This is a genomic window from Mycolicibacterium canariasense, assembly GCF_002101555.1.
GTDB lineage: Bacteria > Actinomycetota > Actinomycetes > Mycobacteriales > Mycobacteriaceae > Mycobacterium > Mycobacterium canariasense.
In genome coordinates, this window is record NZ_LQOL01000091.1 from 1 (window position 1) to 24,044 (window position 24,044).

Sequence of the window (24,044 nt, forward strand, 5' to 3'; positions counted from 1 at the left end):
GCCACCGCCCCCGCCGCCACCGCCGGAGCTGCTGCTACCGCTACCGCCCGAGGACGACGACGACTGCGATGCGGTGTAGGCCCCGATCGACGACGACAGCGCCGATTCGAAGCTGTCGAAACTCGGCGCGCCCGACCCACCGGTGAAACGCGACGAGTCGTCCGACGACGAGTGATACCACTCCGGTTGCGGGGCAACCGTTCCCGTGGAGGCCTGATACTTCTGCGCCCACAGTGCCGCGACGCCGGCGGCCACGGCATAGGGCACGTAGGCGGTGTAGAGGTCTTTGCGGGCGGCGAAGTCGAAGCGACTCTCGGCCGAATCGGTGGTCAGCATCCGGTGGAATCCGCCCACCTGTGACCACAATTGCCGCCCGGCCGCGGTGCGCCGGGTGCCGACCCCGTCGGCCCAGGAGCGCAGCGACAGCAGGAAGAACACCGCAAAGGGCAACGCCCACAGCGTGATCGAAAATCCCCACCGGAAGAAGGCGCACACCATCAGGACGGCGGCCACTGCGTTGGCCGTACGCACCCACAGCTCTTTGCGCCGCTTGACCAGCAGCCCGTCCTTGACCGCCCATTCGCGGGTGGCCTCGGCCAGATCGGTCTTGGCCTTGTTGAGTTTCTTCCCGGCCGTCACCGACTTCTTGGCCTGGAACTCGGTGCCCCGACCGATCACCTTCAGCGCCCCACCGACGGCCGCGCTCGGATAGTCGACGTCCGCCCAGGCGCCGGGGACGGCGATACCGCGGATGTTCCACTGCTTGTCGTTGACCTGGCGCAGCTCGATGAGCTTGCGCTCGGCGAGGTGGAACAGCGTCGCGGTCAGCCCGTCCCTGGGGATCGCCTCGGTGCGGATGTATTCACACTGGACCGGCCCCAGGCCGGGCGGTGGCGCGTACTGCAACGGGAAACCCGGCGACGGTTCCACGGTGGTGCGGTACGCCAGCACCGCGCCGAGACCGGCCAGAGCCGACAACCCGAGCAGCACCGCCACCTGGGTCACCGACTGCCCCAGGATCCGGTCGAACGGGTACGGCCATGGCAGTTCGGCGCGCGCCGGGGTGGGCATGTCGATGCCGGCCCGCAGCGTGACCGGGGTGCGCGGCTGGAGACCGCTCGCCCGGAACGTCACCGTGTCACCGCGCACCGTCAGATCGGTGCAGTCCCGGCCGGCGCCGAAGCCCACCGAGCACTGGGCACCGACCACCTTCGCGGGCAGCGTCACGGTGACGTTCACCCGTTGGATGATGTTGTTCCAGGACGGCGCGATGACGTTCCAGTAGAAGGCGGTGCGGGCCTGCCGACCGCCGGTGCTCGACGCGAACCGCTTGTCGGCGCCCACCTTTCCCGGGTCCAGGACACCGTCGATGTGATAGCGGATCTCGAAGACGTGGGTGCCCTCGTCCAGGGTGACATCAGCGGAGCCGATCTTGGCGACCCGGAATCGCTCCCCGCGCTCCCACAACATCTGGTAGGGCGCCGGTCGGCCGTCCATCAGGATGGCGTCGACCCTCGGCACCTGGCGCACGTTCGGGTTGTTCGGATTGGCCACGTCCCAGTACCGGAAGATGCCGTGCCGGCCATCCGGGAATTCACCGGTGATGGTTTCCACCGCATTCAGCCGACCGCCGACATCGACGGTGTAGGAGGCGGTGTAGTCGGCGATCACCACCGGGTCCTCGACCGGGTCGCCCGATCCGGGGCCGGCGCTGAAAATCACCGGCCACAGGAAGCCAAAGGCGATGAGTACCAACAGGATCGACCACCGGATCAGTCGTCCCATCCTCACCTCCTGTGCGCTGGCTGTGCACTACCTTATGTGCAACGGGGCTTTTTGCCCATACACGGCATCGCGGGCGGCCGAGCGTCGGGCCACCCGCCTCAGTGGTGAAACGCCAGGGCCGGCGCCCCACCGAACGGCCGCTGAAGTTGGGCGGCATGGTCGGTCGCCGGGCCTGGCGTCGCGACGACCTCGGCGTGACCGGTGTGCTGGACCACGTCGACCTCCGCGCAGGCCGGGGACGCGGCACCGATGGCCACCGCCGCGGCGGTGATGACAAGTGCTCCGATGTGGTTCATGATGCGGTACTCCTCCGTGGGGTGGTCGCTGGGTATCGGGTGAATGGAGCTCAGAAGGGTTGGTCGACGAATCCGCCGGAGGTGTCGACCTCGTCCTGGTTGTCGACGTGATAGGTCGGGACGGTGCTCGTTGCCGGGTCGGTGCCATAGGGCGTCCGGGGGTCGACACCCACGCCGCCCGCGGGTGCGAGTGCAATCGCGACGGCCGCGGCCACCGGTGCCAGACTTACCATCGCGGCCTTCCTCATGTGAGTCATTTCTGATTCCTCCTGTATCGGTTGTGTGGGAACAACATTCATATTTCGCGGTCATGGGCGGCCGCAGTAGTGCCTCGATTGCTGTCGGTTCACAACCGTTGTTTGTGACCGGATGCGCGCCCACTCGCGCTGCACCGGCCGGCACGTCCCGTGCTGTGCTTTCATCGAGGTCATGGCTTTGAGTTCACGCATGCCGGGTCTCACCGAGTTCGAGGTTCTGATGGCCGTCGCCGAGACGGGCAGTCTCGGCGCCGCGGCCCGCAAGATCGGGCTGACCCAGCAGGCGGTGTCTGCCCGGCTGGCCTCGATGGAGGCGCAGACCGGTGTGAAGCTGGCGGTCCGCACACCGCGTGGATCGCAGCTGACACCGGCCGGGGTGGTGGTCACCGAGTGGGCCCGTCAACTGCTGGACGTCGCCGCACACGTGGATGCCGGTTTGGCGTCCCTGCGTGCGGAAACCCGCAGCCGCATCAAGATCTCGGCCAGCCAGACCATTGCCGAGCAATTGCTGCCGCGGTGGCTGGTATCGCTGCGCGCCGCCGCGATCCAGAACGGGGCTCCCGCTCCGGAGGTGACGCTGACCGCCACCAACAGTGATCACGCGATCGCCGATGTCACCGGCGGGGCAGCCGATGTGGGCTTCGTCGAAAGCCCGACCGTCCCGTCGGGTGTGCGAACCAGGGTGGTGGCCCATGACGAACTCGTGGTCGTCGTCGCCACAAGCCACAAGTGGGCCCGGCGGGCTCGGTCGATCAGCGCCGCCGAGCTGGCACGAACGCCGCTGATCTGCCGTGAGGCCGGGTCGGGTACCCGCGACTCACTCATCGCCGCGCTGCGCCGGACCGGCCACGAGCCCGCCGAGCAGGCTGCTCCCCTGCTGGAGCTGTCGTCCGCCGCGGCCGTTCGGGCGGCGGTGCTGGCCAGTCAGGCCCCCGCCGTCATGAGCCGGCTCGCGGTGGCCGACGATCTCGCGTTCGGGCGGCTACGCGAGGTACCGACTCCGGAGCTGGATCTGCACAGAGACCTGCGGGCCATCTGGGTCGGTGGGCGGACACCGCCGGCGGGCGCGGTCCGTGATCTGCTCGGGCACATCGGCACGTTGCAGGGGGCGCACTGACCCTCAGGTCACAAACGGGGTTTGTGAGCCCACAACGACGTGGGTCGTACCGCCGGGCGGCGGCCGGGCCGACGATGAGTGTGTGGTGCTGATCGGCACCACGACACAGACATCCGAAGGAGCCAGCAGCCATGCATCCCACGCACTATCGGTGGACGATCGTCGGGGCCGGACCGTCCGGCATCGCCACAGTCGGTCGGCTGATCGACTGTGGTATCCGTCCGGACGAGATCGCCTGGGTGGACCCGGAATTCGCCGTCGGCGATTTCGGGACTCGGTGGTCGGTGGTGTCCAGCAACACCCGGGTCGGCGGCTTCCTGGATTTCCTCGGGACACCCGCGGCGTTCGGCTTCCACGAGGCACCGGACTTTGCGATCCGCGGCCTCGACCCGAGCCAGACGTGTTCGCTGGGAGCGGTGGCCGAACCACTGCAATGGATCACCGCACGCCTCGCCGAGCGGGTCGCCACGCACAAGACCACGGCAACCCGCCTCGAGCTGCACCAGCGACGCTGGGCGGTGCATACCGAGGATGCCGTCCTCACCTCGGACAACGTGGTGCTGGCCATTGGCTCACGGGCCCGCAGCCTGGATTATCCGGGTATGCGGGAGATCCCCCTCGACGTCGCCGTCGATGCGCACAAACTGGGCACCGAACGACTCGACGGGGCGACCGTCGCCGTGTTCGGCTCGTCGCATTCGACCATGCTGGTGCTACCCAACCTGTTGAAACAACCCGTGGCGGAGATCATCAACTTCTACCAACACCCCCTGCGCTACGCCGTGGATTTCGGTGACTGGACGTTGTTCGACGACACCGGCCTGAAAGGTCATGCCGCCCAATGGGCCAGGGACAATCTGGACGGACGGCTGCCCGAGCGGCTGCACCGGTGCCACGTGGACGACCCGCGGTTCGACGAGCTGCTGGGCCGGTGCGATCAGGTGATCTACACGGTGGGTTTCGAGCCGCGGCGGATCGAGGCACCCCAGTGGGGACCGCTGCGACACAACCCCGCCAACGGCATCATCGCCCCCGGCCTGTTCGGGATCGGGATCGCCTTTCCCGGTTACCGGGTCGACCCCACCGGATTCGGGGAGCACCGCGTCGGGCTGGAGAAGTTCATGGAGCAGCTCGACAAGTGTCTGCCGATCTGGTTGCGGTACGGCGCATGACGGTGTCGCCCGTGCGTTCCGGGCGGCCGTCGGCAGACGGCGGTGCGGAGCCCGACTACCGGTTCACCCTGGCCAACGAACGCACGTTCCTGGCCTGGATCCGCACGGCGCTCGCCCTGATCGCCGGCGGTGTCGCCGTCGCGCAGCTGCTGGGACCGTTCGCCGTGTCGTGGGGGCGCCGCGGCCTGGCCACGGCGTTGATCACGGCGGGAGCCGTGGTCGCCGTCGCGTCGGTGCGGCGGTGGCGGCGCGTGCAGCAGGCCATGAGAGCCGACGCCGACCTGCCGGCGACACACCTGCCGGCGCTGTTGACGGGGTTCCTGCTCATCACCGGCGCGGCGGTACTGGCCTCGGCGGTGCTGGCCGGGTGAGAGCCGACGGTCTGCAGTGTGAGCGCACTCAACTCAGCTGGGAGAGAACGGCATTCGGATTCCTGGCGGTGGCCGTCCTGTTGGCGTTCCGCGCCCGCGAACTGCCCGGGTGGGCGCACGGACTGGCCGCGATCGCCCTGCTGGCCGCCGGCGCCGCGCACCGGGTCCGGCGTGGACAACTCCTCGGCGAGCACGGCGACATCGCACCGGCGCGGTGGGCCGTCCCCGCGACCGGGATCGTGACCGCCGCGCTCGGTATCGCCTGCGGTGCCGCGGTGCTGTGGTGACCGGCGCTGTGGTGATCAGCCAATGTGCAGCGGGTCGATCTGCACCCGCACCGGCTGCTGGTCGTGGCGGGCCGACATCGCGTTGACCGCCCGGCGTAACGCGGCCGCCAATTCCAGGCCACCGGTGCGCGGCACCCGCACCAGCATGCGACTGATGGGGCTGTCCACTGCGACCCCCGGCGGCCGGCGGGCGCCGGGCGGCAGCTCCACCGGTCCCAGCAGTTCGGCCTCGGCGGGTAGCGTCGCGGCATCCACCAGCGCGGCGACGGCGTCGGGGGCGCCGTCGAGCACCGCCAGGTGCACAGCCGGGGGCAGGCCCACCTCGGTGCGCGCGTCCAGCTCGGTTTCGGCGTGCCCCAACGGGTCCCAGCGGATCAACGCCTGCACGGTGGGGATCACCGACTCGGCGATGACGGCCACCATGCCGCCGTCGGCGCGGCTGCGCACCAGCGCGGTCGCGGCCATCCAGCGGCGCAACGTGTCCTCCGCGGCGCGCAGGTCCTGCCGGCCCAACAGTGCCCAGCCGTCCAGCAGGAGCGCGGCCCCGTATCCGCCCGGCGCCGCGGGTTCCGCGCCGGGGGTGGCGACGACGACCGCCGGCCCGGCTCGCACCGTGGAGAGCACGGTGTCACCACCGGAGGTGATGATCACCTCACCGGGCAGGGCGCGCCCCATTTCCTCGGCGGTGCGGCGGGCACCGACCACCACCGCCCGTACCGCGTCGGAGCCACAACTCACGCAGCGCAGTGACAGCTCGGTACGGGCACACCATCGGCACACCGCCCCGTGGGCGTCGCGGTCCGGCAGCGACAGCGGCCCGGTGCAGTGCCGGCAGCGGGCCACGGTGCGGCACCGAGCGCACGCCAGCGCCGGGATGTAGCCGCGACGCGGCACCTGGACCAACACCGGATGCCCGGCGGCCAGTGCCGTCCGGGCGGCGCGCAACGCCATCGAGGGCACCCGGGCGGTGCGGGCCGCCGGGTCGCGCTCTTGGTCGAAAGCGCTGTCGTCCACCGCGGCCACCCGCGGCGCCCGGGCCCGCACCACGGCGCGGGGTGCCACCAGATCGTGCGCCCAGCGGCTGCGCACCAACGCCTGGGCCTCGGCCGTGCGCGCGTAGCCGCCGAGCAATGCCGCACAACGCAGTTGGTGCGCGCGCAACATGGCGACCTCACGCGCATGCGGATACGGGGCGCGCGGTTCGGCCAGGGAATCGTCACCGTCGTCCCACACGGCGACCAATCCCAGGTCCGCCACCGGAGCGAATACCGCACTGCGGGTGCCGATCACCAGCCGGGCCTGCCCACGCAACACCGCCAGCCACCGTTTGTACCGTTGGGACGGGCCCAGGCCGGCCGACAGCGCCACCACCCTGGACTCGTCCACGCACGCGCAGGCGGCGGCATGCAGTGCGTCGACGTCGCGCTGATCCGGGACGATCAGCAGGGCGCCTCGTCCGGAATGCACCGCCACGGCGGCCGCCTCGGCCAGCCGCTGCGGCCACCGCTCCCCCGGCAGTGCCTGCCACACGGCGCGGGCGGCACGGCCCTCCCGGATGGCGGCCAGGAACTGTTCGCCGCGTCCGTAGTCGGCCCACCCCGATTCGTCGACCGGACGCTCGGCCGTCGGCGGAAGCTCAGGGCTCGCCTGTTTCTCGGCCGCGGCGTGCCGGGGCGGCACGGCCAGCCGCAGCACGTCGGCGCGGGTGCCGGCATACCGGGCGGCCACCGCGTCCACCAGCCGGCGCACCTCCCGGGTCAGCACGGGTTCCGGCGACACCACCCGGTCCAGCCACCCCAGCTTTCCGGAATGATCGGTGTCGGAACGTCTTTCGAGGACGAACGCGTCCACCAGGCGGCCGTGGAAACGCACCCGCACCCGCACCCCGGGCTGGGCGTCGTCGGACTGGTCGGCCGATACCAGATAGTCGAACTCGCGGTCCAGGTGCGGGACCGACAGCATCGGGAGCACCCGGGCGATCGGCTCGTGCTCGGCGGGCGTCAACGGTGTCGACCGAAGAAGAAGCCGGCGGTGATGAGCAGCAGCGAGGCGGCGTAGAACCACCAGATCGGCACCGCCAGCCGCTCGCTGCCCAACACGAACTTGCTGATCCCGATCATCCCGTCGGATACCGCGAAACACACCGCACCCAACGCCGTCCACGGTGTCGGCAGCTGCGCCAGCAGCGCCGCGCACACCATGGCGCCCAGCACCCCGATGTAGACCACCACGGGAGCCGCCATGCCCTGCTCCAGCAGCGCCGGCCAGAACCACACCAGCAGCACCACGCAGGCGGCCACCACCAGCGCGGCCGCGGCCAGCCGTGGCGTGCTACGCCCGACCAGCGGGTAGAGCGCGGTCAGGAAGCACAGGTGCGCCAGCAGGAAGGCCCCCAGCCCGAGCACGAAGGACGGCGGCCACCAGGGCAGCGCCAGCAGGAAGTCGCCCGCCGCGGAGAACCCCAGCGCCGGTACCAGCCAGCGCCGTTCCCGGCCGATCGGGTGCCACAGCGCCGCGACCGCCAGCAGCACCGCCGCGGCGGCCTTGACGGCGGGCTGCAGGACGAACTGCCCGGTCAGCTCGGCCCCGGCCGGGACCCGCAATGCCACCGTGACGAGGAAAACGCCGTACCCGGCGGCGGCCAGCAGAGCCAACACCCACAACAGCCGGGTCGAGCGCGCTGCGTACGGTGATGCCATGCCTGAACCCGGTACCGACAGACCCGCCCTGGACGCCATTCTGGAAAAGGTACTGGAAGCGGTGCCGTTCCAATTGACCACCGACGGAGGTGCCGAAGCCGCCCGCGAGCGGTTCCGCGCGCTGCCCCGCCGCCCGGTGCACCAGGATCTGCGCACCGAGGACCGCACCATCGCCGGTGTCCCGGTCCGGGTCTACTGGCCCGACACCGACGGGTCGCCGGGCCCCCGGCCGCCGGTCGTCCTGTTCTTCCACGGCGGCGGCTGGGTGGTCGGCGATCTGGACACCTATGACGGCACCGCCCGCGAGCACGCCGTCGCCGCGGGTGCGGTCGTGGTGTCGGTGGATTACCGGCTGGCCCCCGAACATCCCTACCCGGCCGCCGTGGACGACGTGTGGGCGGTGACGCAATGGGTCGCCGCACATGCCGACGAGCTGGGCGCCGACCCGGAACGCCTTGCGCTGGCCGGTGATTCGGCCGGCGGTAACCTGGCCGCGGTGGTGGCCCTGCTGGCCCGCGACGCCGGGCTGAAGCCGCGCCTACAGCTGCTGTGGTACCCGGCCACCACCTGGGACACCAGCTTGGCGTCGTTCACCGAGAACGCCGACGCCCCGATCCTCGGCCGCGGCGCCGTCGGCGGGTTCTCCCTGCTGTACGCCGCAGGCGCCGATCTGAAGAACCCGCCGGCCACCCTGGTGCCGGCCCGCGCCGACTCGCTGGCCGAGGTGGCGCCGGCCTACATCGCCGTGGCCGGGTACGACCCACTGCGCGACGACGGCGTGCGTTACGGCGAGCTGTTGGCGGCGGCCGGGGTACCCGTGCAGGTCGATCACGCCCCCACCCTGGTGCACGGCTACCTCGGCTACCACGGCGTGGTACCGGTGGCGACCGATGCGGTCGATCGCGGGTTGGCCGCACTGCGGGCCGCGCTAGCCTGAGGCATGACCACCACCCGACCCGACGTCGACCCGATCCTCAAGGCGCTGTTGGATGCCGTCCCCATGGTGTTCACCAAAGCCGAAGGGGTGGAGGTGGCCAGGGAACGGATGCGCGCGGTGAAACCGCCGGCCGAGCTGTTGCCGCAGTTGCGGATCGAAGAACACACCATCTCCTACGGCGAACTCACCGACATCCCGGTGCGCATCTACTGGCCACCGGTGGCCCAGCACGACAACCTGCCCGTGGTGGTCTTCTACCACGGCGGGGGTTGGGCGATCGGCGATCTGGACACCCACGACCACGTGGCCCGCGCGCACGCCGTGGGCGCCGAGGCGATCGTGGTGTCGGCGGACTACCGGCTGGCGCCCGAGCACCCGTTCCCGGCCGGGGTCGAGGACGCCTGGGCGGCACTGCGCTGGGTCGGCGAGCACGCCGCCGAGCTCGGCGGGGATCCGGCCCGGATCGCGGTGGCCGGCGATTCGGCGGGCGGCAACCTGTCCGCGGTGATGGCATTGCGGGCCCGCGACGCCGGCGGGCCGCCGCTGGTGTTCCAGCTGCTGTGGTATCCGGTGGCCGTCGGTGACCGCACCGCCCCGTCGTTCCTGGAGAACCCGAACGCCTACATCCTCAACGACGAGGTGATCGAGACCTTCCTGGAGTGGTACCTGCCCGGGATGGACCTCGACGACCCGGCCGCGCTGCCCACCGATGTGGCACCGGCCAATGCGGTATCGCTGCAGGGTTTGCCGCCGGCGTTCATCGGCACCGCCGAGCACGACCCGCTGCGCGACGACGGCGGCCGGTACGCCGAATTGCTCAGCGCGGCAGGGGTTCCCGTGCAGCGCAGCAACGAGCCGACGATGGTGCACGGCTACGTCAGCCTGGCGCTGGCCTCCCCCGCCGCGACCGAGGCCACCGAGCGCGGGTTGGCCGCGCTACGGGCGGCCCTGCACCCCTAGTGCGACGCCGCCGAATTCGACGTATTGCCGTGTCGCGCTCGCACTTTCCGGCCCGAAGGTGAGTTTGGGCGGGTACTAGACCGACGCCTTGAGCTCGTCGACCTTGTTCAGCTGCTCCCACGGCAACTCGATATCGGTGCGGCCGAAGTGCCCGTACGCGGCGGTCGGGGCGTAGATCGGGCGCAGCAGGTCCAGGTCGCGAACGATGGCGCCCGGCCGCAGGTCGAACACGGCGGTGATGGCCTTCTCGATGCGAGCCGGGTCGACGGTCTCGGACCCGAACGTCTCGACGAACAGCCCGACCGGGGCCGCCTTGCCGATGGCGTAGGCCACCTGTACCTCGACGCGCTCCGCCAGGCCGGCGGCGACCACGTTCTTGGCCACCCAGCGCATCGCGTAAGCGGCCGAGCGATCCACCTTCGACGGATCCTTGCCGGAGAACGCGCCGCCACCGTGACGGGCCCAGCCGCCGTAGGTGTCGACGATGATCTTGCGGCCGGTCAGACCGGCGTCACCCATCGGGCCGCCGAGCACGAACTTGCCGGTCGGGTTGACCAGCAGCCGGAAATCGGAGGTGTCCAGGGATTCGTGGTTGAGATCGGCCAGCACCGTGTTGACGACCTTCTCCCGGATATCCGGGGTCAGGGTGCCGTCCAGGTCGATGCCGGCGGCGTGCTGGGTGGACAGCACCACGGTGTCCAGCCGAACCGGGGTGGTGCCGTCGTACTGCACGGTGACCTGCGTCTTGCCGTCCGGGCGCAGGTAGTCCAGCACCCCGTTCTTGCGCACCTCGGTGAGCCGGCGGGCCAGCCGGTGTGCCAGGGCGATCGGCAGCGGCATCAGTTCCGGGGTGTCCTTGATGGCGTAGCCGAACATCAGGCCCTGATCGCCGGCGCCCTGGAGGTCCAGCGGGTCGCCGGCGCCCTCGACGCGGGTCTCGTGCGCGGTGTCGACCCCCTGCGCGATATCGGGCGACTGGCGACCGATGCCGATGTTGACGCCGGCGGTCTCACCGTCGAAGCCCTTGTCGGAGGAGTCGTAGCCGATTTCCAGGATGCGCGCGCGCACCGTGCTGTTGATATCGGCGAACGCCTCCTTGGCGGAGGTGGTCACCTCACCGATGACGTGCACCTGGCCGGTGGTGACGGCGGTCTCGACTGCGACACGTGATTTGGGATCGGCGGCCAGCAGCGAGTCGAGGATCGAATCGCTGATCGCGTCACAGATCTTGTCGGGGTGTCCTTCGGTGACCGACTCACTGGTAAACAGTCGACCTGTGCTCACAGTGCCTTTTCCTCCAGAATAGTTAGGTAGTCGAATCGTATACACGCTCACTGCGAGCCAACCTGCAACCCCCGACCGGCGCAACCCTTATCCGCAGGTTGATGCCGGCGGGTTCACTCCGTCGTCAGGAACGCCCCGATCGCGTCCACGATACGGCTGGCCATCAAAGTCTTCGAGCCGTGTGGCAAAGCCGCCTCGGTGCCGTCGGCCGCCAGCAGCCATCCGGTGTTGTCATCCACCTCGAACGCCTTGCCGTCGCCGACGGCGTTGACCACCAGCAGGTCGCAGCCCTTGCGCTGCAGCTTCGCCCGGGCGTGGAAGAGCACATCGCCGTCGGCGTCACCGGTTTCGGCCGCGAACCCGACGATGGCGCGCATATTGGGCAGCTGGCCGTCGGCGCGGGCGCGGACGGCGCCGGCCAGGACATCGTCGTTGCGGATCAGTTCGATCGACGTCGGCTCGCCGGCCCCCTTCTTGATCTTGGCGGTCGCCACCTGGGCGGGCCGGAAATCGGCGACGGCGGCGGCCATCACCAGCACGCTCGCGTCGGGGGCGTGTTTGGACACCGCATCACGCAGCTGGGCCGCCGACCCGATGTGCACCACGTGCACGCCGGCCGGATCGACCAGACCGGAGGTGTTGCCCGCGATGAGGGTGACGTCGGCGCCACGCTGGGCGAGCACCCGTGCCAGCGCATAGCCCTGCTTGCCCGAACTGCGGTTCCCGATGAACCGGACCGGATCCAGCGGCTCGCGGGTGCCGCCCGCGGTCACCAGCGCCTTCACCCCGGCCATGTCGTACGGCAGGGCGTCGCCCCGCTCCAGCAACAGTCCGGCCAGTGTGGTGATCTCCTCGGCCTCGGGCAGCCGGCCCGGCCCGGTATCGGCACCGGTGAGCCGCCCGGAGGCGGGTTCCAGAACCACCGCGCCGCGGCGGCGCAACGTCGCGACGTTGTCCACGGTGGCCGGGTGGAACCACATCTCGGTGTGCATGGCCGGAGCGAACAGCACGGGACATCGCGCGGTCAGCAGGGTCGCGGTGAGCAGGTCGTCGGCGCGGCCGGAGACGGCACGGGCCAGCAGGTCGGCGGTGGCCGGGGCCACCACCACCAGATCGGCCTCCTGGCCGATCCGGACGTGCGGTACCTCGTCGACGTTCTCGAACACCCCGGTGTGCACCGGGTGGCCCGACAGGGCCTCGAAGGTGGCGGCGCCGACGAATCTCAGCGCCGACTCGGTGGGGACGACACGGACGGAATGCCCGGCCTCGGCCAGCTGACGGACGACCGTGCACGCCTTAAAGGCGGCGATGCCGCCGGCAACGCCGACGACGATGCGCTTGCGTTCGGTCATGTGTCCCGCCGGCGCGTGCGTTACTCGTCGCCCTCGGAGTGCTCCAGCAGATCGCCGTGGATCTCACGCATCGCGATCGACAGCGGCTTCTCCTGCAGACCCGGCTCGACCAGCGGGCCGACGTACTCCAGGATGCCGTCACCGAGCTGGTTGTAGTAGTCGTTGATCTGCCGGGCGCGCTTGGCGGCATAGATCACCAGGGCATACTTGCTCGACACCCGGTCGAGCAGCTCGTCGATGGGCGGGTTGGTGATGCCCAACGGCGTGTCGTAGGCGTTGGCGGCGTCGAGGTTCTCGACAGAGGTCACGGAGATTCTCCCGGCTGTAATGGGTGATAGAGAAGATGCAGTTGGTGGCCGTGAGGCGGCCGAAAAAGCCAGTCGGTTAGCGGGCCACCAGCAAGGATACCAATTCCGCGCACGCCGACTCCAATTGACTGTTGACCACCACCACGTCGAAGTCGGTCTGGGCGGCCAGTTCGGCGCGCGCCGTGGCCAGCCGCCTGGCCTGCACCTCCGGGCCCTCGGTACCGCGGCCGATCAGCCGTTCCTCCAGCGCCTCCCAGCTCGGGGGCGCGAGGAACACCGTCGTGACCTCGGGCATCGCCGTCTTGACGGCTCGCGCCCCGGCCAGATCCACCTCGATCAGAACGGGCACACCGTTCGCAACGGCCGCGCGGACAGGCGCGGCCGGCGTGCCCGAGCGATGCAGGCCGCCGTGGATCTCGGCCCATTCCAGCAGTTCACCCGAATCGATCAGATGCTGGAACTGTTCGGGGCTGACAAACCGGTAGTCGACACCGTCGACCTCACCGGGTCGCGGCGCGCGTGTCGTCGCGGACACGCTGAAATACAGGTCGGGAATCCGGTCACGCAGGCAGCGGACCACCGTGGATTTCCCGACGGCGGACGGGCCGGACAGCACCACCACGGCAGCCCTGCCCGGCCCTCCACCAGTGTTCACTTATTCGTTCGGTCCGCGCTCAGGAGAAGTCGAACTTCTCCAGGAGGGCCTTGCGCTGACGGTCGCCGAGGCCGCGCAGGCGGCGGGTCGGGGCGATCTCCAGCTCGGTCATGATCTCCTGAGCCTTGACCTTGCCCACCTTCGGCAACGCCTCCAGCAACGCGGAGACCTTCATCTTGCCCAAGACCTCATCGGTCTCGGCGTCGGTGAGCACCTGCTTGAGGTTGGTGCCGCCGCGCTTGAGTCGGTCTTTCAACTCGGCTCGCGCTCGACGTGCGGCAGCAGCCTTCTCCAACGCTGCCGCGCGCTGTTCGTCGGTCAACTGGGGAAGGGCCACGGGGTTCCTCCGTCTCTCGCCATCTGTTGTTTCATCACGGCTGGATTACGTAACCAGCCAGCGACGACGACCGTACCCACGCATCCTGACGAAAGCTAACCCCACCCCCGGTGAACGGGGCCAAAAGACCAGCGTGTAGGGCGCGCGCGGGGTGCTGCCGCCCTTAGCCGCGGCTGCACCCGGCAACCGCGTCGCCGCCGCCCCGACACCCGATCTACCTGCATATCCAGCGCTTTTCGCGTTACGGCGGCGACCTCGCCTGTTCATCGCCGCGGGGCGGCGCCGTCGCCGGTCCGGCGATTCTGGCGGTCGGATAAGAAATTCTTGCTGGTCACGGCGCGTCGGCGTGTCGGGGCCGTCCGATCGGGCCCGGCGACCGGTCGATCCGGTCGTGACGAGGCCGCACGACCGGTAACTTCATGCCGATGCGGGTCGCTCACCGGTCGTTTTGTGCCGTGCTGATGCTGCTGGCCGCACTCGTCGCCCACACCGCCGCACCGGCATGGGCGTGCGGTTGCGGCGCCTACATTCCCGACCGCGCCGGGGCCGCCGTGGTCGACGAGCGAGCGCTGGTCACCTGGGACGGGTTGCGGGAGGACATCCTGATGTCGCTGGGTGTCACCGGCAGCTCGGACCGGGCGGCCTGGGTCATGCCGGTGCCGTCGGCCGCGCAGGTCAGCCTCGGGGACATCGCCGTGTTCGGCGAACTGACCCGGCTCACCGCCCCACGCGTCGAATACCGGGACAGCTGGTGGCCGACCTTCGACTGGCTGCAGCAGGGCTCGAGCGAGGCCTTCGACACGGCCGGGGCGGCTCCCGGTGCCGGGGTGCAGGTGCTGTCCAGCCAGCGCATCGGGCCTTTCGACGTGACGCGGCTGCGCGGGGACGATCCGGCCGCGCTGGCCGGTTGGCTGGCCGACAAGGGCTTCCCACACCCGGACGGACTGGACGCGAACCTGGCGCCGTATGTCGCCGACGGCTGGGAGATCGTCGCGATCCAGCTGGTGCCCGGCGCCGCGGGCGCATCGCTGACCGGGACACTGCAGCCGCTACGGCTGTCGTTCGCCGCGGACAAGGCCGACGAGGTGGTGTACCCGATGCGGCTGTCCCGCTCGGCCACCGCCCCCCAGACCGTCGACCTGTACCTGCTGGCCGCCCACCGGATGGATCCCGTCCGGGTGCCCGTCCCCGGCAACGCGCCCACGCTGCAGTTCGCCGGTCCGGTGCACAGTGCGGTCTTGGCGCCGTACCTGGACGGCGTGCGCTACCTGACCCGCTGGACCAATCATCTGAACGCCCCACAGGACATCGACGGCGATTACCTGTTCGCCCGTGCCGAAACCGACACCGACTACCAGCAGGTGATCTTGCGCACCCGCAACCATGGGGACATCACCGGGGCGGTGTTGCTGGGTGGGCTCCTGGTCGGTGCCGCGGCGGCGGTGATCGTCACCCTCCGGCGCCGCCGTCAGGCCAGGTAAGCCACCGCGTCGCGCAGCCGCTCGGCACTGGCCCGCAGCGCCGCGACATCCGGTCCGGCGCGCAACACCTCTCGGGACACCGCGGGCAGCACCCGGGCGCCGAGCCGGCCGAGATCCTCGGGACGGCCGCCCTGTGCACCCAGCCCGGGCGCCAGCACCGGACCCTCGAAGGCGCTCAGGTCGGGCAGCTCGGTCAGCGTCGCACCGATCACCACCCCGACCGAGCCGGTGCCCGTCACCCGATTCTCGGCGCCGGCCGCGTCGACGATGGACTGCGCGACGGTGCGCCCGGCCACGGTCGCGCACTGCACGCCGGCCCCCTCCGGGTTGGACGTCGCGGCCAGCACGAACACTCCCCTGCCGTGGGCCGCGGCGGTGTCCAGCAGCGGGCGCAGCGATTCGAAACCGAGATACGGCGAGGCCGTCACGGCGTCGGCCGCCAGCGGCGAGTCGCCGACCCAGGCCCGCGCGTACGCGGCCATCGTGGAACCGATGTCACCGCGTTTGGCGTCGGCGAGCACCAGTACACCGGCGGCGCGCAGCCCGGCAATGGTCTCCTCCAGGGCCGAAAACCCACCCGCCCCAAAGGCTTCGAAGAAGGCTACCTGCGGTTTGACGATCGCGAACCCGCCGAACGCCTCGACACAGATGTCCGCGAACCGGCGCAGACCGTCCACCGACACCGGCAGCCCCCACGCGGCGAGCAGTTCGGGATGCGGATCGATGCCCGGGCACAACGGCCCCCGCGCCGCGACGGCTTGGGCGAGCCGCGTCCCGAACGGGCTCACGGGGTCGCACCCAACTGGCTGTGCAGCTCCTGTAGCGACCGCACCCCGATATCACCGCGGATGCCGGCCTCGATGCCCTGCACCGCGGCCGAGGCGCCCTGCACCGTCGTCACGCACGGGATGTTCACCGACACCGCGGCCGACCGGATCTCGTAGCCGTCGATACGCGGGCCGGAGTTGCCGTACGGGGTGTTGATCACCATGTCCACCTGCCCGGCCCGGATGGCGTCCACCGCGGACACCGCGGGCCGGCCCTCCCCCGGCTCCTCGAAATTCTTGCGCACGACTTCGCATGGAATACCGTTGCGGCGCAACATCTCCGCGGTGCCCTCGGTGGCCAGCACCCGGAATCCCAGATCGGCAAGGCGCTTCACCGGGAACACCAGCGAGCGCTTGTCCCGGTTGGCCACCGACACGAACACGGTGCCCGAGGCCGGCAGTGACCCGTAGGCGGCGGTCTGGCTCTTGGCGAAGGCGGTACCGAAGTCACGGTCGATGCCCATCACCTCACCGGTGGACTTCATCTCCGGGCCGAGCAGCGAATCCACCTGGGAGCCATCGGCTTTGCGGAACCGGTGGAACGGCAGCACGGCTTCCTTCACCGCGATCGGCGCGTCCGGCGCCGCGTGGGCGCCGTCGCCCTCGGCGGCCAGCACACCCTCCTCCCGCAGCTGGGCGATGGTCGCGCCGAGCATGATCCGCGCGCACGCCTTGGCCAGCGGCACCGCGGTGGCCTTGGATACGAAGGGAACGGTGCGGCTCGCTCTCGGGTTGGCTTCCAGGACGTAGAGCACATCGTCCTTCAGCGCGTACTGCACGTTGAGCAGCCCGACGACGCCGATCCCGTGCGCGATCGCCTCGGTGGCGCGGCGCACCGACTCGATGTCCTGACGGCCCAACGTCACCGGGGGCAGCGCGCACGCCGAGTCACCGGAGTGGATACCGGCCTCCTCGATGTGTTCCATCACCCCGCCGATGTACACCTCGGTGCCGTCGCACAGCGCGTCGACGTCGATCTCGATGGCGTCCTCCAGGAACCGGTCCACCAGCACCGGATGCTCCGGGGACAGCTCGGTGGCCCTGGCGATGTAGCCCTCCAGCGTCGCCTCGTCGTAGACGATCTCCATGCCGCGCCCGCCCAGCACGTAGGACGGCCGCACCAGCACCGGGTAACCGATGTCGGCCGCGATCCGGCGGGCCGCCTCGAAGCTGGTGGCGGTGCCGAACCGTGGCGCCGGCAGCCCGGCACTGCGCAGCACCTCACCGAACTCGCCGCGGTCCTCGGCCAGGTCGATGGCTTTGGGGCTGGTACCCACGATCGGCACCCCGGCGCGCTCCAGCCGTTCGGCCAGTCCCAGCGGGGTCTGGCCGCCCAGCTGCACGATCACCCCGACCACGCCGGGACCCCCTGCGCCGGAGGCCTGTTCGGCGTAGTACACCTCGAGGACGTCCTCGAAGGTCAACGGTTCGAAGTACAGCCGGTCGGCGGTGTCGTAGTCGGTGGACACCGTCTCGGGGTTGCAGTTGACCATGACGGTCTCGAAACCGGCCGCACTCAGCGTGGTGGCGGCGTGCACGCAGCTGTAGTCGAATTCGATGCCCTGCCCGATCCGGTTGGGGCCCGACCCGAGGATCAGCACCTTGGGCTTGGCGGCCTGCCGGGCGACCTCGGTCTCGGCCGCCGGGTCCAGCTCATAGCTGCTGTAGTGGTACGGCGTGCGGGCCTCGAACTCGGCGGCGCAGGTGTCCACCGTCTTGTACACCGGGTGGATGCCGAGCCGTTCACGCAGCGCCCGCACCCCGGTCTCGCCGGCCAGTTCCGGTCGCAGCGCGGCGATCTGGCCGTCGGACAGACCACTGTGCTTGGCCCGGCGCAACAGCGTCTCGTCCAGCACGGGCGCATCGGCCAGTTCGGCGCGCAGCGCCACCAGGGTGGCGATCTGGTCGACGAACCAGGGGTCCACCCCGGAGGCCTCGGCGACCTGCTCGACGGTGCCGCCCAGGCGCAGCGCCTGCTCGATGTCGTAGATCCGCCCGTCGGTGGCCGTCCGCAGATCGGCGAGCAGCTCCTCGAGGGTGGCGTCGCGGTCCGGTTTGGTCCAGAAGCCGGCGCGCTTGGTCTCCAGCGAGCGCATCACCTTGCCGAGTGCCTCGATGAAGTTGCGGCCCAGCGACATCGCCTCGCCCACCGATTTCATGGTGGTGGTCAGCGTGGGGTCGGCGCCGGGGAACTTCTCGAACGCGAACCGGGGCGCCTTGACCACGACATAGTCCAGCGTGGGCTCGAAACAGGCCGGCGTTTCCTTGGTGATGTCGTTGACGATCTCGTCCAGGGTGTAGCCGATGGCCAGCTTGGCCGCGATCTTGGCGATCGGGAAGCCGGTGGCCTTCGACGCCAGCGCGCTGGAACGCGACACCCGGGGGTTCATCTCGATGACGATGAGCCGGCCGTCTTTCGGGTTGATGGCGAACTGGATGTTGCAGCCGCCGGTGTCGACGCCGACCTCGCGCAGGATCGCGATGCCCAGATCGCGCATCACCTGGTACTCGCGGTCGGTCAGCGTCATCGCCGGTGCGACGGTCACCGAATCGCCGGTGTGCACACCCATCGGATCGAAGTTCTCGATGGAGCACACCACCACCACGTTGTCGTGGTGGTCGCGCATCAGCTCGAGCTCGAATTCCTTCCAGCCGTAGATCGATTCCTCGATCAGCACATTGGCCGACGGGGAGGCGGCCAGGCCGTCGCCGGCCATCCGTTCGACGTCCTCGGCCGAATAAGCCATGCCCGAGCCCAGCCCACCCATCGTGAAAGAGGGCCGAACGACGACAGGAAGCCCGAGGTCGGCCACGGTGTCGCGGACCTCGTCCATGGTGAAACACACGCGGCTGCGGGCGGATTCACCGCCGACCTTGGCGACGATGTCCTTGAACTTCTGCCGGTCCTCACCGCGCTGGATGGCGTCGAAGTCCGCGCCGATCATCTCGACGCCGTAGCGCTCCAGCACACCGTTCTCGAACAGCGCGACGGCGGTGTTCAGCGCGGTCTGCCCGCCCAGGGTGGCCAGCACGGCGTCGATCTTGTTGCCGCGCTCGGCCTGCTGGGCGATCACCTTCTCCACGAACGCCGGGGTGATCGGCTCGACGTAGGTGTGGTCGGCGTACTCCGGGTCGGTCATGATGGTCGCCGGGTTGGAGTTGATCAGGGTGACCTGCAACCCCTCGGCGCGCAGCACGCGGCAGGCCTGGGTGCCCGAGTAGTCGAACTCGGCGGCCTGGCCGATGAGGATCGGCCCGGACCCGATCACCAGGACGTGGTTGAGGTCGGAACGGCGTGGCATTACTTCTCCCCTGCCATCAGGTCGATGAATTGATCGAACAGGTACTCCGCGTCGTGCGGGCCGGCGGCCGACTCCGGGTGGTACTGCACCGAGAACGCCCGCCCGTCGACCAGTTTGATGCCCTCGACCACCCCGTCGTTGGCGCAGGTGTGGCTGACGATGCCGCGGCCGAACGGGGTGTCGAACTCCTCGCCCGCCTCGCCCTCCAGGGCGAAGCCGTGGTTCTGCGCGGTGACCGCCACCCGGCCGGTGGCGTGATCCATCACCGGGATGTTGATACCGCGGTGGCCGAAGGTCATCTTGTAGGTGGACCGGCCCAGTGCCCGGCCCAGGATCTGGTTGCCGAAACAGATGCCGAACAACGGGATCCCGGCCTCGAGCACCTGGCGGGTGACCCCGACGATGTGGTCGGCGGTGGCCGGGTCGCCGGGCCCGTTGGACAGGAACACCCCGTCGGGCTTGAGGTCGGCGATCTCGTCGAAGCTCGTCGAGGACGGCAGCACGTGGCTGCGCACGCCGCGGCGGGCGAAGTTGCGCGGGGTGTTGGTCTTGATGCCGAGGTCGACGGCCGCCACGGTGAACCGCTGCTGGCCGAAAGGTTCGACCACGTAGCGGGTTTCGGTGGACACCTCACCGGCCAGGTCGGCGCCCAGCATGGACGGCTGGCTGCGCACCCGGTCCACCAGCGTGGCGGTGTCGGCCAAAGCGGCCCCGGAGAACACCCCGGCCTTCATCGACCCGGCGCTGCGCAGGTGGCGGACCACCGCGCGGGTGTCGATCCCGGCGATCCCGACGATGCCCTGGCGCACCAGCTCGTCCTCCAGCGTGCCGGTCGCGCGCCAGCTCGACGCCCGTGGCGACGGGTCCCGGACGGCGTAGCCGGCGACCCAGATCTTGTCACCGTGGCTTTCGGCGTCCTCGCCGTTCCAGCCGGTGTTACCGATCTGCGGTGCGGTGGCGACCACGATCTGGCGGTGATAGCTCGGGTCGGTCAGGGTTTCCTGATAGCCCGACATCCCGGTGGAGAACACCGCCTCGCCGAGGGTCTGCCCGATCGCGCCGAACGGGGTACCGGTGAACACCCGGCCGTCCTCCAGTACCAGCAGGGCTTTGCTCACGCTGCTTCCTCCTTGACCCATTTCAGGTTCTCGTTGCGGTCGTCGGCCCGGAAGCCGGTATCGATCTCGGTTCCCGACGGCAGTCGCCAGCGGATCGCCAGGATGCCGTCGTGGGTGAGCGCCTTGCCCGTGATGGCCCGCTCCGTGCGGATGGCCAGGATCGATTCGTCGGGAATCCAGATCGGCCCGGTGCCGCTGCGCTGCACCATGATTCCCTCGGGATAGCGGGTCAACGCACCCTTGGCGCGGAAACCCAGCGCCCCGGCGGCGATCCGGTCGTTCCAGTCCGGCACCAGGGTGCTGCCGACGTAGAGCCCCTTGGTCGGGCCGATCAGCGTCGGCCCCACGGTATCCGGCAGCGACGGCAGCGCCCCGATCAGCTCGGCCTGGCGCTGCGCGCGGTGCAACCAGCCGCGCAGCATCTGCCGGATCAGGAAACCGATCAGTACCGCCAGCACGGCGGCCATGATCAGCGAGGCGATCAGCGTGGGAGTGTTCACGACGGCGCTGATCCCCCGGTCACTGCGCTCGCCCCGTCCCGCGCGGTGATCTTGCCGCGCAGCAGGGTGAGCGTCACCGCCGCCGGCAGGGTCATCGACTCGTACGGGGTGTTGTCCGAGCGGCTGGCCAGCGCGGGACCGCTGACGGTCCAGGTGGCGTCCGGGTCGACGACGGTCAGGTTGGCGGGTTCGCCGACCTCCAGCGGGCGGCCCTGGTCGGGCAGCCCCACGATGGAGGCCGGCGCCTCGCTCATCACCCGGGCGATGTCGCGCCAGCTCAACAGGCCCGGCTGCACCATCGTCTGCACCACCACCGACAGCGCGGTCTGCAGTCCCAGCATGCCCGGCCGGGCATGCGAGAACTCGCAGCACTTCTCGTGCTCGGCGTGCGGCGCGTGGTCGGTGGCCACACAGTCGATGACACCGTCGGCCAGCGCCTGGCGCAGCGCGGCCACGTCACCGGCCTCGCGCAGCGGCGGGTTCACCCGGTTGCGCCCGTCGTAGTCGGCCAGCACCGCGTCGTCGAGCAGCAGGTGGTGCGGGGTCACCTCGGCGGTGATCGAAATACCTTGCCCCTTGGCCCATTTCAGTAGTTCGACGGTGCCTGCGGTGGACGCATGGCAGATGTGCACCCGGGCGCCGGCGTCGCGGGCCAGGATCGCGTCGCGCGCGACGATGGACTCCTCGGCCGAGCGTGGCCAGCCGGCCAGTCCCAGTTTCGCGGCGGTGGGGCCCTCGTGCGCGACGGCACCGACGGTCAGCCGTGGCTCCTCGGCATGCTGGGCGATGAGCACCCCGAGCCCGCTGGCGTATTCCAGCGCGCGGCGCATCACCAGCGGATCGTGCACGCAGATGCCGTCATCGGAGAACATCCGTACCTGGCCCACCCCGGCGGCCATCAGGCCCATCTCGGTGAGCTGCTTGCCCTCCAACCCGACGGTCACCGCACCCACCGGGTGCACGTCGACCAGGCCGACCTGCTGCCCGCGGTGCCACACATGGTCGGTGACCACCGCACTGTCGGCCACCGGATCGGTGTTGGCCATCGCGAACACCGCCGTGTACCCGCCCAAAGCGGCTGCGGCCGAGCCTGTTTCGATATCCTCGGCGTATTCCCGGCCGGGTTCGCGCAGATGGGTGTGCAGGTCGACGAAACCGGGCAGCAGGATCTGGCCGGTGGCATCGATCACGGTGTCTGCCGTGGCGCCCGTGCCGATCTGGGCGATCTGCCCGTCGGAGACCAGCACGTCGACGGGCTCACCCTCGCCGTAGAGCCGCACACCCTTGATCAGGACACTCACGAAACCACCTCTGCCTTGTCGGATTCCGCCCCCACCAGCAGGTGGAACAGCACCGCCATCCGCACGTGGACACCATTGGAAACCTGTTGCAGCACCGCCGATTGCGGCGCGTCGGCCACCGAGTGCGCGATCTCCATGCCGCGCAGCATCGGGCCCGGGTGCAGCACCACGGTGTCCTCGGCCAGCTTGGCCAGACGCTTCTCGGACAGTCCGTAGCGCACCGAATATTCACGGGTCGACGGGAAGAAGCCGCCGTTCATCCGCTCGGCCTGCACCCGCAGCATCAGCACGGCATCCGCGGCGGGCAGTTCGGCGTCCAGTTCGTGCGACACGCTGACCGGCCAGTCCGCGACCCCGACCGGCAGCAGCGTCGGCGGGGCGACCAGGACCACCTCGGCACCGAGGGTGGCCAGCAGTTCGACGTTGGATCGCGCGACCCGGCTGTGCAGGATGTCACCGACGATCACCACCCGCCTGCCCTCGATCGAGCCGAGCCGCTGCCGGATGGTGAGCGCGTCCAACAACGCCTGGGTGGGGTGTTGGTGGGTGCCGTCCCCGGCGTTGATGACGCTCGGACCGGTCCCGTCGGGTTCCACTGTCCACTTCGAGAGTTGTTGTGCCGCACCGGAAGCCGGGTGCCGGATGATCAGCGCGTCGGCGCCGGCGGCGCGCAGCGTCAGGGCGGTGTCGCGCAGTGACTCGCCCTTGGCCACCGAGGAGCCCGAGGCGCTGACGTTGATGACGTCGGCGCTCATCCATTTGCCGGCCACCTCGAAGGACACCCGCGTGCGGGTGGAGTTCTCGTAGAACATGGTGATGACGGTGCGCCCGCGCAGCGTCGGCAATTTCTTGACCTCGCGGCCCAACAGGGCCTCGCGGAACCGGTCGGCGTCGTCGAGGATCGCGGTCGCCTCGTCGCGGGACAGGTCAGCGGCCGAGAGAAGGTGTTTCATCTGGTCTGTCTCTTCTTCGCGCAAGCGCTCATCAGCGTTTGTCTCTTCTTCGCGCAAGCGCTCATCAGCGTTTGTCTCTTCTTCGCGCAAGCGCTCATCAGCGAGCCGGTCCTCCGTAGGGGGCGATCTTCACACCGTCGTAGCCGTCGCTCTCCTGCAAGCGCACCTTGACGTTCTCGCTGCGCGACGTCGGGACGTTCTTGCCGACGTAATCGGCCCGGATGGGCAGCTCCCGGTGCCCACGGTCGACCAGTACCGCCAGCTGTACGGTGCGGGGCCGGCCAATATCGCGCAGCGCGTCCAGGGCCGAGCGGACCGAGCGGCCGGAATAGAGCACGTCGTCGACCAGGATCACCAGTGCACCGTCGATGCCGCCGGGCGGGATCGAGGTGACCTCGAGCGGCCGCGGCGGTTTGATGTTCAGGTCGTCGCGATACAGCGTGATGTCCAGCGCACCGTGGGCCAGCTCGACCCCCGCGAACTCGCGGACCTTCTCGGCCAGCCGATCGGCCAGCAGGACACCGCGGGTGGGAATGCCGAGCAGCACCACGCGCGGCGCGTCGGGCGCGTCCAGCGCGGTCTTTTCGATGATCTGGTGTGCGATGCGGGAAACGGTCCGGCTCACATCGGCGGCGGACATCAATTCCCGGTCGGCGTGTGCGGCATCAGCGGTGCCCACGATTAACCCGGACCTCCTTCTCCGCCTCTCTGGACGGATCGTTAAAGGACGTCGAACTGCCGGGTA

Annotated in this window: 24 protein-coding genes; 7 read left to right on the forward strand and 17 right to left on the reverse strand. The window is 69.9% G+C overall.

Going from position 1 to position 24,044, the window contains the following annotated elements; translation table 11 throughout:
* The 3 genes from AWB94_RS30225 to AWB94_RS30235 form a co-directional block, all read right to left on the reverse strand.
* Positions 1–1,785, reverse strand: a 1,785-nt coding sequence (locus AWB94_RS30225; protein WP_085122569.1) for a DUF2207 domain-containing protein, incomplete at its 3' end; no start/stop codon positions are given.
* Between the two features lie 98 nt (positions 1,786–1,883).
* The gene (locus AWB94_RS30230; protein WP_062655558.1) at positions 1,884–2,081 is read right to left on the reverse strand and encodes a hypothetical protein; all 198 of its coding nucleotides are present in this window, start codon (positions 2,079–2,081) and stop codon (positions 1,884–1,886) included.
* A 50-nt stretch (positions 2,082–2,131) separates the two neighbouring features.
* The gene (locus AWB94_RS30235; protein ID WP_131805223.1) at positions 2,132–2,314 is read right to left on the reverse strand and encodes a hypothetical protein; all 183 of its coding nucleotides are present in this window, start codon (positions 2,312–2,314) and stop codon (positions 2,132–2,134) included.
* A 196-nt stretch (positions 2,315–2,510) separates the two neighbouring features.
* On the opposite strand from AWB94_RS30235, the gene AWB94_RS30240 reads away from it, so the two are divergent.
* The 4 genes from AWB94_RS30240 to AWB94_RS30255 all read left to right on the forward strand — a co-directional run bounded on the left by AWB94_RS30240 (position 2,511) and on the right by AWB94_RS30255 (position 5,285).
* Complete coding sequence (locus tag AWB94_RS30240) at positions 2,511–3,455, forward strand: LysR family transcriptional regulator (protein ID WP_062655594.1); 945 nt, start codon at positions 2,511–2,513, stop codon at positions 3,453–3,455.
* 131 nt (positions 3,456–3,586) lie between these two features.
* Complete coding sequence (locus AWB94_RS30245; protein WP_062655560.1) at positions 3,587–4,627, forward strand: FAD/NAD(P)-binding protein; 1,041 nt, start codon at positions 3,587–3,589, stop codon at positions 4,625–4,627.
* Positions 4,624–4,998: a YidH family protein gene (locus tag AWB94_RS30250; RefSeq protein ID WP_062655561.1), complete on the forward strand. Its 375-nt coding sequence runs from the start codon at positions 4,624–4,626 to the stop codon at positions 4,996–4,998. Before AWB94_RS30245 ends, AWB94_RS30250 begins: the two co-directional genes overlap by 4 nt.
* The gene (locus AWB94_RS30255) at positions 4,995–5,285 is read left to right on the forward strand and encodes a DUF202 domain-containing protein (protein WP_062655562.1); all 291 of its coding nucleotides are present in this window, start codon (positions 4,995–4,997) and stop codon (positions 5,283–5,285) included. Before AWB94_RS30250 ends, AWB94_RS30255 begins: the two co-directional genes overlap by 4 nt.
* Positions 5,286–5,300: 15 nt before the next feature.
* On the opposite strand, the gene AWB94_RS30260 is transcribed toward AWB94_RS30255, so the two are convergent.
* Together AWB94_RS30260 and AWB94_RS30265 are read right to left on the reverse strand one after the other, a co-directional pair.
* Positions 5,301–7,247 carry a primosomal protein N' gene (locus AWB94_RS30260; RefSeq protein ID WP_084395045.1) on the reverse strand — a complete coding sequence of 649 codons (1,947 nt, stop codon included), beginning with the start codon at positions 7,245–7,247 and terminating at the stop codon, positions 5,301–5,303.
* 38 nt (positions 7,248–7,285) lie between these two features.
* Positions 7,286–7,984, reverse strand: a complete 699-nt coding sequence (locus AWB94_RS30265) for a lysoplasmalogenase (RefSeq protein WP_201029506.1) — start codon at positions 7,982–7,984, stop codon at positions 7,286–7,288.
* On the opposite strand from AWB94_RS30265, the gene AWB94_RS30270 reads away from it, so the two are divergent.
* Both AWB94_RS30270 and AWB94_RS30275 read left to right on the forward strand, forming a co-directional pair.
* Positions 7,983–8,921: an alpha/beta hydrolase gene (locus AWB94_RS30270; RefSeq protein ID WP_062655565.1), complete on the forward strand. Its 939-nt coding sequence runs from the start codon at positions 7,983–7,985 to the stop codon at positions 8,919–8,921. The two genes, AWB94_RS30265 and AWB94_RS30270, sit on opposite strands and share 2 nt — an antisense overlap.
* A gap of 3 nt (positions 8,922–8,924) precedes the next feature.
* Positions 8,925–9,881, forward strand: coding sequence for an alpha/beta hydrolase (locus tag AWB94_RS30275; protein WP_062655566.1), 957 nt, complete (start codon positions 8,925–8,927; stop codon positions 9,879–9,881).
* Between the two features lie 75 nt (positions 9,882–9,956).
* Here the strand turns inward: AWB94_RS30275 and metK are convergent, their stop codons facing one another.
* The 5 genes from metK to mihF all read right to left on the reverse strand — a co-directional run bounded on the left by metK (position 9,957) and on the right by mihF (position 13,817).
* Positions 9,957–11,165 (reverse strand): methionine adenosyltransferase, encoded by a 1,209-nt coding sequence (gene metK, locus AWB94_RS30280; RefSeq protein WP_062655567.1) that lies wholly within the window; start codon positions 11,163–11,165, stop codon positions 9,957–9,959.
* 113 nt (positions 11,166–11,278) lie between these two features.
* Positions 11,279–12,517, reverse strand: a complete 1,239-nt coding sequence (coaBC, locus tag AWB94_RS30285) for a bifunctional phosphopantothenoylcysteine decarboxylase/phosphopantothenate--cysteine ligase CoaBC (protein ID WP_062655568.1) — start codon at positions 12,515–12,517, stop codon at positions 11,279–11,281.
* A 20-nt stretch (positions 12,518–12,537) separates the two neighbouring features.
* Positions 12,538–12,846 carry a DNA-directed RNA polymerase subunit omega gene (gene rpoZ / locus AWB94_RS30290; RefSeq protein WP_062655569.1) on the reverse strand — a complete coding sequence of 103 codons (309 nt, stop codon included), beginning with the start codon at positions 12,844–12,846 and terminating at the stop codon, positions 12,538–12,540.
* A gap of 55 nt (positions 12,847–12,901) precedes the next feature.
* Positions 12,902–13,480: a guanylate kinase gene (gene gmk, locus AWB94_RS30295; RefSeq protein ID WP_062655570.1), complete on the reverse strand. Its 579-nt coding sequence runs from the start codon at positions 13,478–13,480 to the stop codon at positions 12,902–12,904.
* Positions 13,481–13,499: 19 nt separating this feature from the next.
* Positions 13,500–13,817, reverse strand: a complete 318-nt coding sequence (gene mihF, locus AWB94_RS30300; protein WP_011894593.1) for an integration host factor, actinobacterial type — start codon at positions 13,815–13,817, stop codon at positions 13,500–13,502.
* Between the two features lie 425 nt (positions 13,818–14,242).
* Here mihF and AWB94_RS30305 point away from each other — a divergent pair, with 425 nt between their 5' ends.
* Complete coding sequence (locus AWB94_RS30305) at positions 14,243–15,298, forward strand: DUF2330 domain-containing protein (protein WP_234811941.1); 1,056 nt, start codon at positions 14,243–14,245, stop codon at positions 15,296–15,298.
* Here the strand turns inward: AWB94_RS30305 and pyrF are convergent.
* The 7 genes from pyrF to pyrR form a co-directional block, all read right to left on the reverse strand.
* A complete protein-coding gene (gene pyrF, locus AWB94_RS30310) occupies positions 15,286–16,086 on the reverse strand; it encodes an orotidine-5'-phosphate decarboxylase (protein WP_062655572.1) in 801 nt (266 codons plus the stop codon). The two genes, AWB94_RS30305 and pyrF, sit on opposite strands and share 13 nt — an antisense overlap.
* Positions 16,083–19,427 carry a carbamoyl-phosphate synthase large subunit gene (gene carB / locus AWB94_RS30315; protein ID WP_062655573.1) on the reverse strand — a complete coding sequence of 1,115 codons (3,345 nt, stop codon included), beginning with the start codon at positions 19,425–19,427 and terminating at the stop codon, positions 16,083–16,085. The genes pyrF and carB overlap by 4 nt, the downstream gene beginning before the upstream one ends.
* Positions 19,427–20,566 (reverse strand): glutamine-hydrolyzing carbamoyl-phosphate synthase small subunit, encoded by a 1,140-nt coding sequence (gene carA, locus AWB94_RS30320; RefSeq protein WP_062655574.1) that lies wholly within the window; start codon positions 20,564–20,566, stop codon positions 19,427–19,429. Before carA ends, carB begins: the two co-directional genes overlap by 1 nt.
* Entirely contained in the window at positions 20,542–21,045 is a 504-nt protein-coding gene (locus AWB94_RS30325; protein WP_062655575.1) for a PH-like domain-containing protein, read from the reverse strand. Before AWB94_RS30325 ends, carA begins: the two co-directional genes overlap by 25 nt.
* Complete coding sequence (locus AWB94_RS30330) at positions 21,042–22,346, reverse strand: dihydroorotase (protein ID WP_062655576.1); 1,305 nt, start codon at positions 22,344–22,346, stop codon at positions 21,042–21,044. Before AWB94_RS30330 ends, AWB94_RS30325 begins: the two co-directional genes overlap by 4 nt.
* Positions 22,343–23,299, reverse strand: a complete 957-nt coding sequence (locus AWB94_RS30335) for an aspartate carbamoyltransferase catalytic subunit (RefSeq protein WP_062655577.1) — start codon at positions 23,297–23,299, stop codon at positions 22,343–22,345. The genes AWB94_RS30330 and AWB94_RS30335 overlap by 4 nt, the downstream gene beginning before the upstream one ends.
* 97 nt (positions 23,300–23,396) lie before the next feature.
* Entirely contained in the window at positions 23,397–23,978 is a 582-nt protein-coding gene (pyrR, locus tag AWB94_RS30340) for a bifunctional pyr operon transcriptional regulator/uracil phosphoribosyltransferase PyrR (RefSeq protein ID WP_062655578.1), read from the reverse strand.
* Positions 23,979–24,044 lie beyond the last annotated feature (66 nt).

Excerpts from the sequence above, each read along its gene's own strand:
- AWB94_RS30230 (WP_062655558.1), bottom strand. The coding sequence starts at position 2,081 with ATGAACCACATCGGAGCACTTGTCATCACCGCCGCGGCGGTGGCCATC.
- AWB94_RS30235 (WP_131805223.1), bottom strand. The coding sequence starts at position 2,314 with ATGGTAAGTCTGGCACCGGTGGCCGCGGCCGTCGCGATTGCACTCGCA.
- AWB94_RS30240 (WP_062655594.1), top strand. The coding sequence starts at position 2,511 with ATGGCTTTGAGTTCACGCATGCCGGGTCTCACCGAGTTCGAGGTTCTG.
- AWB94_RS30245 (WP_062655560.1), top strand. The coding sequence starts at position 3,587 with ATGCATCCCACGCACTATCGGTGGACGATCGTCGGGGCCGGACCGTCC.
- AWB94_RS30250 (WP_062655561.1), top strand. The coding sequence starts at position 4,624 with ATGACGGTGTCGCCCGTGCGTTCCGGGCGGCCGTCGGCAGACGGCGGT.
- AWB94_RS30260 (WP_084395045.1), bottom strand. The coding sequence starts at position 7,247 with ATGCTGTCGGTCCCGCACCTGGACCGCGAGTTCGACTATCTGGTATCG.
- AWB94_RS30270 (WP_062655565.1), top strand. The coding sequence starts at position 7,983 with ATGCCTGAACCCGGTACCGACAGACCCGCCCTGGACGCCATTCTGGAA.
- AWB94_RS30265 (WP_201029506.1), bottom strand. The coding sequence starts at position 7,984 with ATGGCATCACCGTACGCAGCGCGCTCGACCCGGCTGTTGTGGGTGTTG.
- AWB94_RS30275 (WP_062655566.1), top strand. The coding sequence starts at position 8,925 with ATGACCACCACCCGACCCGACGTCGACCCGATCCTCAAGGCGCTGTTG.
- coaBC (WP_062655568.1), bottom strand. The coding sequence starts at position 12,517 with ATGACCGAACGCAAGCGCATCGTCGTCGGCGTTGCCGGCGGCATCGCC.
- AWB94_RS30305 (WP_234811941.1), top strand. The coding sequence starts at position 14,243 with ATGCGGGTCGCTCACCGGTCGTTTTGTGCCGTGCTGATGCTGCTGGCC.
- carB (WP_062655573.1), bottom strand. The coding sequence starts at position 19,427 with ATGCCACGCCGTTCCGACCTCAACCACGTCCTGGTGATCGGGTCCGGG.
- carA (WP_062655574.1), bottom strand. The coding sequence starts at position 20,566 with ATGGGTCAAGGAGGAAGCAGCGTGAGCAAAGCCCTGCTGGTACTGGAG.
- AWB94_RS30335 (WP_062655577.1), bottom strand. The coding sequence starts at position 23,299 with ATGAAACACCTTCTCTCGGCCGCTGACCTGTCCCGCGACGAGGCGACC.